This is a genomic window from Amycolatopsis oliviviridis, from assembly GCF_014654365.1.
Classification (GTDB): domain Bacteria; phylum Actinomycetota; class Actinomycetes; order Mycobacteriales; family Pseudonocardiaceae; genus Amycolatopsis; species Amycolatopsis oliviviridis.
The window spans coordinates 31,989-45,148 of sequence record NZ_BNAY01000005.1; the positions used below are offsets into that span (position 1 = coordinate 31,989).

Sequence of the window (13,160 nt, forward strand, 5' to 3'; positions counted from 1 at the left end):
CACTTAGAAAGCGGCTTCGGGGATGTCCATCAGGCTGTTGTCCGCGGCCTCGACGATCGCGCGGCGCGACGTCAGCTCCGGCAGCACGCTCTTCGCGAAGAACGACGCCACGGCGAGCTTGCCCTCGTAGAACGGGGTGTCCTTCGCCGACGCGCCCGCGTCGAGCTTGCCGATGGCGACCTCGGCGTGCTTGATGAGCTGCCAGCCGATGAGCAGGTCGCCGACCGACATCAGCAGGCGGACCGTGTGCTGGCCGACCTTGTTGATGTTCTGCGGGTCTTCCTGCGACGAGGTCAGGTAGCCGATCAGCGAGCCGAGCATGCCCTGGGTGTCTTCGAGCGCCTGCTTGAGCAGCCCGCGCTCGTTCTTGAGGCGCCCGTTGCCGATCTCCGACTCGATGGTCTTCGTGATCTCCCCGGCGACGTAGGCCAGCGAAGCGCCCTTGTCGCGGACGATCTTGCGGAAGAAGAAGTCCAGCGACTGGATGGCCGTGGTGCCTTCGTACAGCGAGTCGATCTTCGCGTCACGGATGTACTGCTCGATCGGGTAGTCCTGCAGGAAGCCCGACCCGCCGAGGGTCTGGAGCGACTGCACGAGCTGCTCGGTCGCGCGCTCGGAGCCGACGCCCTTGACGATCGGCAGCAGCAGGTCGTTGACGCCGTGCGCGACCTTCTGCGAAGCCTCGTCGCCTTCGCCGGTCCACACCTGGTCCTGGAAGGTCGCCGTGTAGAGGTACACCGCGCGGAGGCCCTCGGCGTACGCCTTCTGCAGCATCAGCGAGCGGCGGACGTCCGGGTGGTGGGTGATCGTGACGCGCGGCGCCGCCTTGTTCAGCATGTTCGGCAGGTCCGAACCCTGGACGCGCTCCTTGGCGTACTCGAGCGCGTTGAGGTAACCGGTCGACAGCGTCGCGATGGCCTTCGTGCCGACCATCATGCGGGCGTACTCGATGACCTGGAACATCTGCGCGATGCCGTCGTGCACCTCGCCCAGCAGCCAGCCCTTGGCGGGGGTGCCGTGCTGGCCGAAGGTCAGCTCGCAGGTGGTGGAGGCCTTGATGCCCATCTTGTGCTCGACATTGGTGACGAAGGCGCCGTTGCGCTCGCCCAGCTCACCGGTCTCGCCGTCGAAGTGGAACTTCGGCACGAGGAAGAGCGAAAGGCCCTTGGTGCCGGGCTTGGTCTCGATGCCGGGGCCCTCGGGGCGGGCCAGCACCAGGTGCATGATGTTCTCGACCATGTCGTTCTCGGCCGAGGTGATGAACCGCTTCACGCCGTCGATGTGCCAGGAGCCGTCCTCCTGCTTGACGGCCTTGGCGCGGCCGGCGCCGACGTCGGAACCGGCGTCGGGCTCGGTGAGCACCATCGTGGCGCCCCAGCCGCGGTCGATCATGACCTGCGCCCAGCGCTTCTGCTCGTCGGTGCCGTTCTTGTCGACGATGCCCGCGAAGTTCGGGCCCGCCATGTACATGAACAGCGGCGCGTTGGCGCCGAGGATCAGCTCGGCCGCGGCCCACTGCACGGTCGGGGGCAGGCCGAAGCCGCCCAGCTCGTTCGGCAGGCCCAGCCGCCACCATTCGCCGTCCATCAGCGCCTGGTAGCTCTTCTTGAACGACTCGGGGATCTTCACCGAGAAGGTCTTCGGGTCGTACACCGGCGGGTTGCGGTCCGCGTCGGCGTACGAGTCGGCGAGGGGACCGGAAGCGAGCTTGTTCAGCTCCGTCAGCACGCCGCGGGCGGTCTCCTCGTCGGATTCCGCCAGGACGCCCTTGCCGAGGCGGTCCTGCACGCCGAGGACCTCGAAGAGGTTGAACTCCAGGTCTCGGACGTTGCTCTTGTAGTGGCCCATTTCGTCACTCCAATGTGTTCGGCTCCCCGGCCGGGCACACGTCCCCTACTCGCCGGTAACTTCAGGATATTACCTGTGGGTAACCGGCGGCAAGTGAATGGCCACTGTTGTGATGTGTAAATCAGCAATATGGGGGTCTCGGTGCCGGTTCAGCGGGGTGACGGCGCGATCGAAGAGGTCGAAGGCGCCTCGGCCGGGCTGTGCGCGTCGTCGGGGTTCGTGACCAGGATGCCGGAGCGGAACGCGATGGTCACCGCGTGTGTGCGGTCCCGCGCCGAAAGTTTGCGCAGGATGCTTTTGACGTGGGTCCGCACGGTTTCCACCGACAGGAACAGGATCTTCGCGATCCCGGAGTTCTCCAGCCCCTCGGCGACCAGCTGGAGGACCTGGTACTCGCGCCGGGACAGCGGCATCAGGCCGCGTGCGGTCGCCGGTTTGGGGGCGTCGCCCGGTTTCGGGAGCACGGGCTGGCGCTTCGGCCGCGCGGTCAGCGCCGCCAGCGTCGGGTCGATGTAGCGGCGGTCACTGTGCGCGCGCCGGATCGCCTCGGTCAGATGCCGCCCGTCGGTCGCCCGGGGCACGATCGCGTGCACGCCCGCCGCGATCGCCGCGGCGAGGTACTGCTGGGTGCGGTTGGTGTCCCTGATCATCGTGATGATGACCAGCGCCGGATCGCCGCCGCTGAGCAGCCGGGACAGGTGGCAGTTCGGATCGAGCGCCGAATCCAGCACGATGACGTCCGGTTTGAGCTGTTCGCACAGCTGGAGCGCGGCGTGATGGCTCGCCGCGTGCCCGAGCCACTGCAGGCCGGGGGTGCGGTGGACCAGTGAGCTCAGTCCCTCGCAGAAGATCGGGATGGGATCGACGGCGGCCACCCCGAGGCCGCGGCCGCCAGGTGACAGTCCGCCAGGCCTGCCGGCCTGCGTTCGGTTCGGCTCGATGCCTCGCATCACGGACCCCTCCGTTTTGTTGCCCGTCATCCCCGGACGAGAGGACAGAAGTCCATTCGGTGACCACGGCCCCCCGGCGTGGTCACCCTCGCCAACCGGTCCCCCCTGCGGGACCGGACAGAGATGACACCTCGTAACTATTACGAGTCAGTAGGTCGGTGGGCGTGACGCGGTATCCCCCTCATAGATGTATCGCGTCGTCGCAGCAAACTCTGCGTATCGACCGGTTGTGGATCACTGGCTCTATTGAGCGCGCCAACGGAGGATCTTGGCGCGTTCGCTACTCAGAGTGGACTTCGGCACGAAGACGCCCGAACTCGTCCCCGAGCGCCGCGGGCGTCCAATGGGCGTTCAGGCCGCTCGGATTCGGCAGGACCCAGACCCGTGCGCGGGCGATGTCGCCGTCCTGCGGGCCGATCTTCGCCTTCGGCAGACCGAACGCGGTCCGGAACGCCGTGATCCCGACCACGGCGAGCCAGCGCGGCCGGTACTCGGCGACCCTCGTCGTGAGCAGCCGTCCACCTTTCCGGAACTCGTCCGGCGTCAGCTCGTCGGCCCGCGCCGTCGTCCGTGCGACGACGTTGGTGATGCCGAGGCCCAGGCCGAGCAGCTCGTCCTGTTCGCTCGGGTCGAACAGGCGCGGGGTGAAGCCGCCGCGATACAGCGCGGGCCAGAACCGGTTCCCCGGCCTGGCGAAGTGCAGGCCGAGGGCGCCGGAGTAGAGACCGGGGTTGATCCCGCAGAACAGCACGTCCAGATCCGGCGCGATGACGTCGTCGATGGTCTTGCCGTACGCGGCGGCCAGCTCGTCCTTGGTCGGTTTGCTCCTCACCCGGCCAGTTTCCGGCACGCTGCAGGGTATGGATCAGGGGGTGTTCACGGCCGACGGCTGCTCGGTGGAGGTGTACCGGCTGCTGCCACCGGGCGACGAGCCGGGGATCGTGCACGCGGCGATCCCGGAAGGCGCGTCGATCCTGGAGCTCGGCAGCGGAGCCGGACGGGTCACGCACGCGCTGCTGGACCTGGGGCATCCGGTGGTCGCGGTGGACGACTCGCCGGAGATGCTCGCCCACGTCCGGGCCGAGACGGTGTGTTCGAAGATCGAGGAGCTGCGGCTCGGCCGGGTCTTCGACGCGGTCCTGCTCGGCAGTCACCTGGTCAACACCGCCGACGACGCCGACCGCGCGGCCTTCTTGGCCACCGCCCGAGCGCATGTCGCGCCCGGCGGGCGGGTGCTCGTCGAATGGCATCCGCCGGAGTGGTTCGAGTCGGTCCGGGACGGCCAAGGGGGCCGGATCGGCGAGGTCGACGTCCGGCTCGGCCAGGTCGTCCGCGACGGGGACCTGCTGTCGGCCGTCGTCCGCTACTCGGCGGGCGACCGTTGGTGGCCTCAGGCGTTCACCTGCCGCCGGCTCGCTGTCCCGGCGCTGGAAGCCGCGCTCGCCGAGACCGGGCTGGCCTTCGAGGGCTGGCGCGCCGGCGACCGGACCTGGTTCACGGCCGTCCCCGCGTGACCTGCGACACCCACTTTCGTCGCAAGGGGTGGCCAAGTCACCACGACCTGCGTACTGTTTGTGATCTCGCACACAAGGTCGTATCGAGGAGGCGTTTTGCAGCTCTCGCTCATCCTCGGGCTGGTCGCGTTGATCTTCGTCGTGGCCACCGTGCTGGTGATCGCGGAAGACCGGCGGGCCGCGCGGCGCGCGGCCCAGCGACGGCAGGCGAGGCTAGCGGACCTGGGCGAGGTCGACCCGCTCGCGGCCGAGCGGCTGAAGCTCGACCGTTGAAGGAACGGGCTTCCGGACGAGGCTGAGCAGCAGTGCCCCGGCGATCCAGCCGAGCATCGCGCCGCCGGTGTTGTTGAGCAGGTCGTCGACGTCGAAGATCCGGTAGACGTAGGGCGCGGTGCCGAAGTTCGCGGTCAGCTGCGTGACCTCGATCAGCAGCGAAGCGGTGAAGCCGATCAGCGTCGTGCCGATGAGGCCGCGCTTCCACAGCGTCCTGGCGAAGAAACCGAGCGGGACGAACAGCAGCACGTTCATGGTGGCCTGCTGGAAGGTCTGGGTGGCGAACCAGTCGGCCATCGGCAGCCCGTGCTTGAGCAGTTCGGTGTGGATGTCGGTGATCCACTGGAACGGATGCAGCTGCACGGTCTGGCTCAGCCGTTTGACGCCGGGGCCGGGCAGCGGCAGGAAGGTCACCGCCAGGGTCATGGTGGCGTAGAGCAGCACGGCGGCCATGGTCAGGACGGGACGGAGACGCACCCGGCCGTGCCGCGCGTGCAGGACGATCAGCTGCGGGATCAGCGCCGTCGCCCACAGCGCGAAGAAGCCGATCAAGCCGTACTGCAGGGCGGTGACCTGTGCGTTCGTCATGACAGGAACGTTATGGATCATGGGGGTCCCGCCACTTCGGTCGAAGGGCCGCCGCGGCCGGGGCCGGATCGGCCAAGTGGCTGATCCCGTGCTTGGCCGATCGGCGATATTCGCTCCCGATCCGCCGGTGGACGTGGGATTCTGCCTGGATGCTGCTCGTTCGACGGCTGACCCCCGAAGACCTCGATGTCTTCCGTGACGTCCGCCTGCGCGCCCTGACGGACACTCCCGAGAACTACGGCTCGATCGCCGCGGCGGAACGGGCGCAGTCCGATGAGGAATGGCTCGAGAGGCTGGCCGGAGACGCCTGGTTCGCCGCCTTCGACGACGACCGCGCGGTGGGCCTGGTCGCCGGGCGGGCCCGGGACGGCGACTGGATCCTCTACTCGATGTGGGTCTCGGCCGAAGCCCGTGGCCAGGGGCTGGGCACGAAGCTGCTGGGCGAGGTGCGGTCGGCCGCCGAGGCCGACGGCGCGGGTGAGCTGTGGCTGCACGTCGCGGAGGACAACGAGCGGGCGCGGCGGCTGTATCTGAAGCTCGGGTTCGTCGCGACGGGCGAACTGGAGCCGATGCCGAACGACGTCACCCGGCAGCGCGAACGGCTCTTTTACGTGTTACCGCATTTACCTGTTACCAAAGGTAGCAGTAAATAGCCTAACCTCGCGGGATGGACAACGTCGTCTTCGACCGCGCGGGCCACGGCGAGCCGCTGGTGCTCATCCACGGGGTCGGCCACCGCCGCCAGGCCTGGTCGCCCGTGCTCGGCCTGCTCACCCCGCACCGGGACGTCATCACCGTCGACCTGCCCGGCTTCGGCGAATCGGCGCCGCACTCCGGCGGTTACGGCGTCGAAGCCGCGGTCGAGATGTTCGGGAAGTTCTTCCGCGAACACGGCCTCGGCAAACCGCATGTCGCGGGCAACTCGCTCGGCGGGCTGCTCTCGCTCGCGCTCGGCGAAGCGGGTCTCGTCCGCAGCGTGACGGCGCTGTCCCCGGCCGGGCTGTGGACGCCGCGCCAGCAGCGGTACGCGCTGAGCATGCTGCGCACCCATCGCCTGCTCGCCGAGCGGATCCCCGAACGCACCGCGCGGCGGCTCGCCGCGACGCCGGCGGGCCGGTCGATGCTGACCGGGATGATCGTCGGCCGTCCGGACCGGCTCACCACGCAGGTCGTCATGGAGGACATCCGCGCGCTCGCGGGCTGCCCGGGCTTCCGGCCGACGCTGGAGCAGGCCCGCGGCGGTTTCCGGTTCGACGGCGTCGTCCGGGACGTCCCGGTGACCATCGCGTGGGCGGAACGCGACCGCATCCTCGCCCGCCCGAAGGCCGCTGAGCTGCGCCGGATCGCGCCCAAGGCGGAACTGCTGGTGTTGCGTGGCTGCGGGCACGTGCCGATGAACGACGAGCCCGAGACGGTCGCGAAAGTGATTCTCGACGGTGGTCGCAGGCGCGGCTAAGGTGACTGCGGCCGAGGCGACCGAGGTCTTTTGATCTTTTGGGGGTTGCGCCACGGCCGGAGGCCCAGCTATCTCGGCGGCAGGGCGCCCTTCAGACATTCGCAACAATCGCACCAAAGGAGCGCCCTGTCGATGAGATCGCTGATGCGCAATGTAATTGCAGTCGGTGCCGCGCTGACCGCGCTGGCCACCGTCGCCGCGCCCGCGTCCGCCGCGCCGGCCACCACCGACGTCCGGCTGATCACGTTCAACGACCTGCACGGCAACCTCGAACCGCCGTCCGGTTCGAGCGGCCGCGTCACGCTGCCCGACGGCACGACGGTGAACGCGGGAGGTGCCGTGTACCTCGCGACGCACCTGAAGAAGCTTCGGAGCGAAGCGCGTAACTCGGTCGTGCTTTCGGCCGGTGACAGCATCGGCGCGTCGCCGGTGATCTCGGCGTTGTTCCACGACGAGCCGACCGTCGAACTGCTGAACCAGCTCGGCGTCCGGGCTTCCGTGGTGGGCAACCACGAATTCGACGAGGGCCTCAAGGAGCTCCGCCGGATGCAGGACGGCGGCTGCCATCCGACCGACGGCTGCCAGTTCCGGAAGTCCTTCAAGGGCGCGAACTTCCCGTTCCTCGGGGCCAACGTGTACTACGAGAACGGCTTCCCCGCGTTGCTGCCGTTCAGCATCGAGTTCTCCGGCGGCGTCCCGATCGGTGTCATCGGCGCGACGCTGAAGGACCTGCCGCAGGTCGTCACCCCGGAGGCGATCAAGGGCCTGAAGTTCGGCGAAGAGGTCCAGGCGATCGACCGCACCGCCAAGCTGCTCGACCTCGTCGGCGTCAAGGCGCAGGTCGTGCTGCTGCACCAGGGCGACAACTCCGAGACCGCCGGTCCGGACGAGTGCAAGGTCAAGCCGGGCGCCGCGACCGCCATCGCGCAGAAGGTGACGTCCAAAGTGGACGCGATCTTCACCGGGCACAGCCACCAGCAGTACAACTGCGTGATCAACGACCCCGAAGGCAAACCGCGTCCGGTGATCCAGGGCGCGTCGTTCGGCCGCCTGCTGTCGGTCGTCGACCTGAAGATCGACCGCCGGACCCGCGACGTCGTGCGCGGCGAGACCAAGGCGCACAACCAGATCGTCACCCGCGACGTCGACCCTGACGGCGACGTGCAGAAGCTGATCGACGAGGCCAAGACCAAGGCCGCGCCGATCGCGAACAAGGCCGTCGGCACGATCACCGCCGACCTGGTCGCCAAGGGCGCGCCCTCCGGCGAGTCCCCGCTGGGCGACGTCATCGCCGACGCCCAGCTCGAGGCCACGCAGTCGAACGGCGCGCAGATCGCCATGACGAACCCGGGCGGCATCCGCACGGACTTCACCTACGCGTCCTCGCCCGCCGGTGAAGGCGACGGCGTCGTGACCTACGGCGAGGCGTTCGCAGTGCAGCCGTTCGCGAACATCATGCAGACGATCACGCTCACCGGGGCGAACCTGAAGAACGTGCTCGAACAGCAGTGGCAGGCCAACGGGATCGTGCGCACGCTGCAGATCTCGAAGTCGCTGAAGTACTCGTACTCGGCGTCGGCGGCCCAGGGCTCGCGCATCTCGAACCTGACGCTCAACGGCGCGCCGATCGACCCGGCGGCGTCGTACCGCGTCTCGGTGAACAACTTCCTCGCCGCCGGCGGGGACGGCTTCACCGAGTTCACCAAGGGGACCGGCCTGTCCGGTGGCCCGGTGGACCTGGACGCGCTGATCGCGTACTTCGGCGCGCACCCGGGTATCGCGCCGCCGGCGGCGGACCGGATCACCGTCCTTCCGTAGCCGCTCCGCGAGTGTCATGAAAGGGCCGTTCAAGACGTTTTTCGTCCTGAACGGCCCTTTCATGACGTCTGTGGGCTGGTTTTGTCAGTGACCCAGGGCACAATGTCCGCCATGACGACCTGGGAAGAAGTCGTGGACCTGGCGGGCAGGCTGCCGGAGGTCGAGGAGTCCACTTCGTACCGCACACCGTCGCTCAAGGTCGCGGGCAAGAACTTCGCCCGGCTGCGCACCGAGGCCGAGGGCGGGCTGATGCTGCTGTGCGAGCACGCGGAGAAGGAGGCCCTGCTGGCCTCCGGCGACCCCGCGTACTTCACCACCCCGCATTACGACGGCTACGGCGCGATCCTTGTCGACCTGGAAAAGGTCGACAAGGCGCAGTTACGTGAGCTCATCGAGGAAGCCTGGCGGATGAAGGCACCCGCCAGGCTCACCAAGGGTTTGGCCGACTAGAGGAGTTCCCCTTCGAGCATGCTCATCAGATACTCGTCGTGCCACTCGCCGTTCTGGCCGCGGAACGACTGCCGATGCCTGCCGTCGATCTGGAAGCCGATCTTCTTGTAGATGTGGATCGCGGCCTCGTTGTCGACCACGACCCACAGCGCGATCATGTGCAGCCGCATCATGTCGAAGCCGAAGCGGCAGAGCGTGCGCATGGCGTCGGTGCCATAGCCGCCGCCCCAGTGGTCCTTCTCGCCGAGATAGATGTCGAGCTCGGCGCGGCCCTGCTCCGGGGTGGCGTCGCGCAGGGTGCAGGTGCCGATCAGCGTGCCGACGGCGAGACTCTCGATCGCGAAGTTCGCCTCTTCGTAGCTGTTGAGTTTCCGTTTGGCGAAGCGTTCGCGGATCTGGGCGAGGGATTCCGGATGGTCCGCGGCCATCCAGCGCATGACCTCCGGGTCGTTGTTCCAGCGCCACAGCGTGTCCGCGTCCTCGGGTTCCAGCGGCCGTAAGCGAATGAGTTCACCGGTCAGCATCGTCCCATCCCAAGATCGGTATCGGACTTTCCAGACTATTGGGCGACACCCCGGAGCAGCCACCGCTTTACGGGCACTTCCAGCAACACCCTGGCGCCGAACGGCTCGACCTCCTCGCCTGCCGCCCAACCGTCGTACTTGGCCGCCAGCGCGGCGAGAACGTCTTCGCGCAGCTGCCCGCGGTGGACGTGCACAAGGCCTTCGGCGACAGCGGGCGCGTCGCCGTCTTCCAGCGCGAGGCTGACCCGCGGATCGCCGCCGACGTTGCGCACCTTCACGTTCCGCTCGCCGCTGCCGACCCAGAAGACGTCGTCGAGGTACACGAACCACACCGGCGTGACGTGCGGCGATCCGTCCGCGCGGAGCGTGCACAACCAGGCATTGCGCTCCCGTGCGAGCCGTTCGATAAGCGATTGATCACGTTTCACCTGGTCAGCCTGCCTTAAAGCTAGGGTGCCGGGCGTATGAAGGTCCACCAGTACTGCTACTTCGCCTTGAAGAGCGAAACCGTGTCCGCCGGGGAGATCACCGCGCGGCTCGGCATGGCGCCCGACGAGGCCCAGGTACTGGGGTCGAGGTCCGCCGAACACCGGTTGCCGCGGATGCACGCCTGGAAGGTGTCGCATTGCGGTCCGGGGCCGGTCGACGACCAGATCGAGGGCCTGATCGGCAGGCTCGCCCCGGTCCGGCCGGGGATCCGGAAGCTGGTGGACGAAGGCGCGAGCGCGGTGCTGCAGGTGGTGCGCTACTTCCATCACCGTGACGGCGGTGAGGAATTCGGCTGGCATCTGTCACCCGCCGTGATCGCGTTCCTCACCGAAGCCGCCGCCGCGCTGGACGTCGACGAGTACGACCTCAGCGAATAGCCTTCCGCCGGTCCGGTGCGCGGCGAGGACGCGGGAGATGGTGGGATGGTGCCCCACAGCCGGACAACCCCGTTGGGAGCCCAGCATGTCGAGCGAGAACTGGCCGCTGCGTCAGGATCCGGAGTCGCCGGTCATCATCTCCCGGTCGCTGGTGGAGGACCCGTCGAACCTCGCGTTCGTCGTGCTGGACGACGACGGTGACTGGTTCATCAGCGACGGCAACGAGTTCTCCGAGGACATGGACCTCAACCGCGACGCTTTCGGCGCGCTGCCGCTGCGCGACGCGGTCGAGCTCATCCCCGAACTCACCGCGCTCGCCGGCCTTCCCACCGGCATGGCCGCCGACTGGGACCCCGAGCGGCGCTCGTGGCTGCTGAGCTCGGTCGCCGATTCGGATGACGACGAAGAAGACCTCCTGGTGCGTGCCGCCCGCCTCGCCGCGTGGACGCATCCGGGCTCGCCGCTGGAAGAAGTCCAGGTGAGCACCGAGCTGGCCGAGATCTCCACCGATCCCTCCGCCCCGGCCCGCGCCGTGCGGCAGGTCGTCCGCGAGGCCGACGGCAGCTGGCTGCTCGTCGGTTTCCAGGTGCCGGAGAACGAGGACTTCGAGGTCGAAGCCCTCGAAATGGAGCACGCCGTCACGCTGTACCCGGATGTCGCGCTGGTGCTGAGCGCCGCGCCCGGCCAGGTGTACGACCGGCCGAGCGCCGACGCCCCTTGGGAACTCGTCGAAGGCTGAGCTTCACCTTCTCGCGAAGTCGCAGTACATGACATGCAACCCGATGCGCCCCAGCGTCGGGTGCTCGAACGCGCCCGGCACCGTCCCGACGATCTCGAACCCGAGCCGCTCGTAGACCCGGAGCCCGGCGACGTTCGACTCGACGACCGCGTTGAACTGCATGCCCGCGAAACCCTGTGCCCTGGCCCAGTCCAGGACATGCGCGCACAGCGCACCGCCGACGCCCTTGCCGCGGACTTCCTTGTCCACCATGAAACTGGCCGTCGACACATGCGCTCCGGGCCCGGCGCGGTTCGGGCCCATCTTGGCCGTGCCGAGCACGCGACCGCCCTCGACCGCGACCACCGTCCGGCTCGGCGGCTTCTCGACCCAGGTCTGACGGGCGGCCTCTTCGGTGAGGTCCGGCTCGTAGGTGTACGTGTCCGCTGCCCGCACGACTTCGCGCACGATCGGCCAGACCTCCACCCAGTCTTCTTCGCGGAACTCCCGGATCTCCATATCCAGCACCGTAACAACGCTGGGAAATCAATAACCGGTCCGGCGGTTTCGGCGCCACCGCCAGGCGAAACCGGAACCCAGCGCCAGACCGACGACCGTCAAGGCCGCGCCGATCCAGATCTTCGTCCCGCCGGACTCCGGTTCGACGCGTGTTCCCGGCGGCAGGCCGGCCGCGATCCCGTCGATCTTGGCCTGAACCGACCGATGGTCGAAGACGCTCAGATCGCCGTCCTCCGCCAACGTGGTCAGCCAGCGGCGGACTTCGTCGTTCTGCGCACGGGAAAAACCGGGGAATTCGAGCGAAGCCGTCCGGAACCCGCCGGGGCCGATGCATTGCAGCGGCTCGCCGGTGGACGCGTCGAGGTACTGCCCTTGCGCCCCGCATTCGTCGCCCGCCTTCGCGAAGACGACGGTGTACGCCCCCGGGCCGCTGCCCGTGTTCAGCCCGATGATGAGGAAGACCCCGCCGACCAGCAACAGCGGGAGGATGAGCGATCCCGCCAGAACGATCAGCAAGGCGACCGCCGTGCTGTCACTCGACTTTCCCCGCATGCCCGGAAGGTAGCCGCGGCGTGCGGGGACGGGTCCCCACGAGACGCGCTCTGATGTTCCTGCGCTCGGTGTGCGTGTCCCGAGCGCCACGCCTGGGACACGCACCGTCTCGAACGTGGCGCTCGCGACGTACTGCACTGAGCGGAGCGCACGGGGTCACGACCCAGGTGACCCGATAAGCCACCTTTGCCTTACCCCTCAACAGAACACGACTTGCCATTCGCGACCCGCGGGCCCTGACAGGTCACGATTGCCTTACCCGTCAATAGATCAGGCGTTCTGTGAAGCCAGCTTGTACCAAGCGGTCGTAGGCGTCCGTGACGGTATCCGGAACTTCCTGCGGGATGGCGAAACCACGCTCGGCGTAGACGGCGATCCGTTGTGTGTCACCGACGAGCATGTTGATGACCCGGTCCACATCGCCGATGCTCTCGACGTAGTCGTCTAGCGGCAACGGCCGCGAAGCGCAGACGACATCAACCTCTGGCCACAGCTTCTTGCAGGTCGCATACGCGCGCCGCTGCTGATAAGGCCGCGAGATGAGAACAACCGACCCGACTTCACGAGACTCCAGCAGCCGCCGCGTGAAAGTGATGTTCTCCCCGGTGTTCCGCGCCGCGGGCTCGACCAGGATCACGGCATCCGGCACGCCCAGCGCAAGCGCGTGTTCGCGGTAATGCACCGCCTCCCCGCGCGGGAAGCGCGCGACGGTGGTCGGCGCGTTCGCCCCCGTGAAGACGATGAGCGGGAACATCCCGGCGTGGAACAGGTCCGCGGTGTGAGTCGCGACGCCGAGGTCGTGGCTGCCGAGTCCGATCCCGACGTCGGCGGGCCGGGGTTCGTGCCGCATGTCGTGGTAGTCCCAGAGCGTCTGGACGTCGGCGCGGAGATCGTCTGGCAGGGTCTCGGTCATCTGGGACTCCGAAGACAAAGCGAAAGCCCCAGGTCCTAAGTGGACATCCACTGACCTGGGGCTTTCGCAGGAGAGCGGATGACGGGAATCGAACCCGCGTATTCAGCTTGGGAAGCTGATGTTCTACCATTGAACTACATCCGCAGTGCTCGGCCAGCATACATGGTCCGG

The 13,160-nt window shown here is 68.0% G+C and carries 17 protein-coding genes and 1 tRNA gene; 8 read left to right on the forward strand and 10 right to left on the reverse strand.

Annotated features, from left to right (window positions below):
- Positions 1 to 3: 3 nt before the first annotated feature.
- The 3 genes from IE302_RS21765 to mug all read right to left on the reverse strand — a co-directional run bounded on the left by IE302_RS21765 (position 4) and on the right by mug (position 3,630).
- Positions 4 to 1,848 carry an acyl-CoA dehydrogenase gene (locus IE302_RS21765; RefSeq protein WP_191256354.1) on the reverse strand — a complete coding sequence of 615 codons (1,845 nt, stop codon included), beginning with the start codon at positions 1,846 to 1,848 and terminating at the stop codon, positions 4 to 6.
- A 149-nt stretch (positions 1,849 to 1,997) separates the two neighbouring features.
- Positions 1,998 to 2,798 (reverse strand): response regulator transcription factor, encoded by an 801-nt coding sequence (locus IE302_RS21770; RefSeq protein ID WP_191256355.1) that lies wholly within the window; start codon positions 2,796 to 2,798, stop codon positions 1,998 to 2,000.
- A gap of 280 nt (positions 2,799 to 3,078) precedes the next feature.
- Positions 3,079 to 3,630, reverse strand: coding sequence for a G/U mismatch-specific DNA glycosylase (gene mug / locus IE302_RS21775; RefSeq protein ID WP_191256356.1), 552 nt, complete (start codon positions 3,628 to 3,630; stop codon positions 3,079 to 3,081).
- 28 nt (positions 3,631 to 3,658) lie between these two features.
- On the opposite strand from mug, the gene IE302_RS21780 reads away from it, so the two are divergent.
- Entirely contained in the window at positions 3,659 to 4,312 is a 654-nt protein-coding gene (locus tag IE302_RS21780) for a class I SAM-dependent methyltransferase (RefSeq protein ID WP_191256357.1), read from the forward strand.
- 96 nt (positions 4,313 to 4,408) lie between these two features.
- Entirely contained in the window at positions 4,409 to 4,585 is a 177-nt protein-coding gene (locus IE302_RS21785) for a hypothetical protein (protein ID WP_167334568.1), read from the forward strand.
- Here IE302_RS21785 and IE302_RS21790 read toward each other — a convergent pair.
- Complete coding sequence (locus IE302_RS21790) at positions 4,526 to 5,173, reverse strand: VanZ family protein (protein WP_191256358.1); 648 nt, start codon at positions 5,171 to 5,173, stop codon at positions 4,526 to 4,528. The genes IE302_RS21785 and IE302_RS21790 overlap by 60 nt on opposite strands.
- 149 nt (positions 5,174 to 5,322) lie before the next feature.
- On the opposite strand from IE302_RS21790, the gene IE302_RS21795 reads away from it, so the two are divergent.
- The 4 genes from IE302_RS21795 to IE302_RS21810 all read left to right on the forward strand — a co-directional run bounded on the left by IE302_RS21795 (position 5,323) and on the right by IE302_RS21810 (position 8,897).
- Complete coding sequence (locus tag IE302_RS21795) at positions 5,323 to 5,826, forward strand: GNAT family N-acetyltransferase (protein WP_191256359.1); 504 nt, start codon at positions 5,323 to 5,325, stop codon at positions 5,824 to 5,826.
- 14 nt (positions 5,827 to 5,840) lie between these two features.
- The gene (locus IE302_RS21800; RefSeq protein ID WP_191256360.1) at positions 5,841 to 6,629 is read left to right on the forward strand and encodes an alpha/beta fold hydrolase; all 789 of its coding nucleotides are present in this window, start codon (positions 5,841 to 5,843) and stop codon (positions 6,627 to 6,629) included.
- A gap of 132 nt (positions 6,630 to 6,761) precedes the next feature.
- The gene (locus tag IE302_RS21805; protein WP_191256361.1) at positions 6,762 to 8,447 is read left to right on the forward strand and encodes a bifunctional metallophosphatase/5'-nucleotidase; all 1,686 of its coding nucleotides are present in this window, start codon (positions 6,762 to 6,764) and stop codon (positions 8,445 to 8,447) included.
- Positions 8,448 to 8,558: 111 nt separating this feature from the next.
- On the forward strand, positions 8,559 to 8,897 hold the full coding sequence (locus IE302_RS21810; RefSeq protein WP_039919350.1) for an MmcQ/YjbR family DNA-binding protein: 339 nt from the start codon (positions 8,559 to 8,561) through the stop codon (positions 8,895 to 8,897).
- Here IE302_RS21810 and IE302_RS21815 read toward each other — a convergent pair.
- Positions 8,894 to 9,421: a GNAT family N-acetyltransferase gene (locus IE302_RS21815; RefSeq protein ID WP_191256362.1), complete on the reverse strand. Its 528-nt coding sequence runs from the start codon at positions 9,419 to 9,421 to the stop codon at positions 8,894 to 8,896. The two genes, IE302_RS21810 and IE302_RS21815, sit on opposite strands and share 4 nt — an antisense overlap.
- A 35-nt stretch (positions 9,422 to 9,456) precedes the next feature.
- The gene (locus IE302_RS21820; RefSeq protein WP_191256363.1) at positions 9,457 to 9,849 is read right to left on the reverse strand and encodes a pyridoxamine 5'-phosphate oxidase family protein; all 393 of its coding nucleotides are present in this window, start codon (positions 9,847 to 9,849) and stop codon (positions 9,457 to 9,459) included.
- A gap of 36 nt (positions 9,850 to 9,885) precedes the next feature.
- Between IE302_RS21820 and IE302_RS21825 the strand changes: the two genes are divergently transcribed.
- Together IE302_RS21825 and IE302_RS21830 are read left to right on the forward strand one after the other, a co-directional pair.
- The gene (locus IE302_RS21825) at positions 9,886 to 10,287 is read left to right on the forward strand and encodes a DUF4279 domain-containing protein (RefSeq protein WP_191256364.1); all 402 of its coding nucleotides are present in this window, start codon (positions 9,886 to 9,888) and stop codon (positions 10,285 to 10,287) included.
- Between the two features lie 85 nt (positions 10,288 to 10,372).
- Positions 10,373 to 11,026, forward strand: coding sequence for a hypothetical protein (locus IE302_RS21830; RefSeq protein ID WP_191256365.1), 654 nt, complete (start codon positions 10,373 to 10,375; stop codon positions 11,024 to 11,026).
- Positions 11,027 to 11,029: 3 nt separating this feature from the next.
- Here the strand turns inward: IE302_RS21830 and IE302_RS21835 are convergent, their stop codons facing one another.
- From IE302_RS21835 to IE302_RS21850, 4 genes are all read right to left on the reverse strand, one after another.
- Positions 11,030 to 11,524: a GNAT family N-acetyltransferase gene (locus tag IE302_RS21835; RefSeq protein ID WP_191256366.1), complete on the reverse strand. Its 495-nt coding sequence runs from the start codon at positions 11,522 to 11,524 to the stop codon at positions 11,030 to 11,032.
- 27 nt (positions 11,525 to 11,551) lie between these two features.
- Positions 11,552 to 12,076: a hypothetical protein gene (locus tag IE302_RS21840; protein WP_191256367.1), complete on the reverse strand. Its 525-nt coding sequence runs from the start codon at positions 12,074 to 12,076 to the stop codon at positions 11,552 to 11,554.
- 262 nt (positions 12,077 to 12,338) lie between these two features.
- Positions 12,339 to 12,989: a YdcF family protein gene (locus tag IE302_RS21845; RefSeq protein ID WP_191256368.1), complete on the reverse strand. Its 651-nt coding sequence runs from the start codon at positions 12,987 to 12,989 to the stop codon at positions 12,339 to 12,341.
- Positions 12,990 to 13,062: 73 nt separating this feature from the next.
- Positions 13,063 to 13,133, reverse strand: a tRNA-Gly gene (locus IE302_RS21850).
- Positions 13,134 to 13,160 lie beyond the last annotated feature (27 nt).

What these genes read in the sequence shown, in the direction of transcription:
- IE302_RS21765 (WP_191256354.1), bottom strand. Translation starts at nt 1,848, where the DNA reads ATGGGCCACTACAAGAGCAACGTCCGAGACCTGGAGTTCAACCTCTTC.
- IE302_RS21770 (WP_191256355.1), bottom strand. Translation starts at nt 2,798, where the DNA reads ATGCGAGGCATCGAGCCGAACCGAACGCAGGCCGGCAGGCCTGGCGGA.
- IE302_RS21780 (WP_191256357.1), top strand. Translation starts at nt 3,659, where the DNA reads ATGGATCAGGGGGTGTTCACGGCCGACGGCTGCTCGGTGGAGGTGTAC.
- IE302_RS21790 (WP_191256358.1), bottom strand. Translation starts at nt 5,173, where the DNA reads ATGACGAACGCACAGGTCACCGCCCTGCAGTACGGCTTGATCGGCTTC.
- IE302_RS21795 (WP_191256359.1), top strand. Translation starts at nt 5,323, where the DNA reads ATGCTGCTCGTTCGACGGCTGACCCCCGAAGACCTCGATGTCTTCCGT.
- IE302_RS21800 (WP_191256360.1), top strand. Translation starts at nt 5,841, where the DNA reads ATGGACAACGTCGTCTTCGACCGCGCGGGCCACGGCGAGCCGCTGGTG.
- IE302_RS21805 (WP_191256361.1), top strand. Translation starts at nt 6,762, where the DNA reads ATGAGATCGCTGATGCGCAATGTAATTGCAGTCGGTGCCGCGCTGACC.
- IE302_RS21810 (WP_039919350.1), top strand. Translation starts at nt 8,559, where the DNA reads ATGACGACCTGGGAAGAAGTCGTGGACCTGGCGGGCAGGCTGCCGGAG.
- IE302_RS21815 (WP_191256362.1), bottom strand. Translation starts at nt 9,421, where the DNA reads ATGCTGACCGGTGAACTCATTCGCTTACGGCCGCTGGAACCCGAGGAC.
- IE302_RS21825 (WP_191256364.1), top strand. Translation starts at nt 9,886, where the DNA reads ATGAAGGTCCACCAGTACTGCTACTTCGCCTTGAAGAGCGAAACCGTG.
- IE302_RS21830 (WP_191256365.1), top strand. Translation starts at nt 10,373, where the DNA reads ATGTCGAGCGAGAACTGGCCGCTGCGTCAGGATCCGGAGTCGCCGGTC.
- IE302_RS21835 (WP_191256366.1), bottom strand. Translation starts at nt 11,524, where the DNA reads ATGGAGATCCGGGAGTTCCGCGAAGAAGACTGGGTGGAGGTCTGGCCG.
- IE302_RS21840 (WP_191256367.1), bottom strand. Translation starts at nt 12,076, where the DNA reads ATGCGGGGAAAGTCGAGTGACAGCACGGCGGTCGCCTTGCTGATCGTT.
- IE302_RS21845 (WP_191256368.1), bottom strand. Translation starts at nt 12,989, where the DNA reads ATGACCGAGACCCTGCCAGACGATCTCCGCGCCGACGTCCAGACGCTC.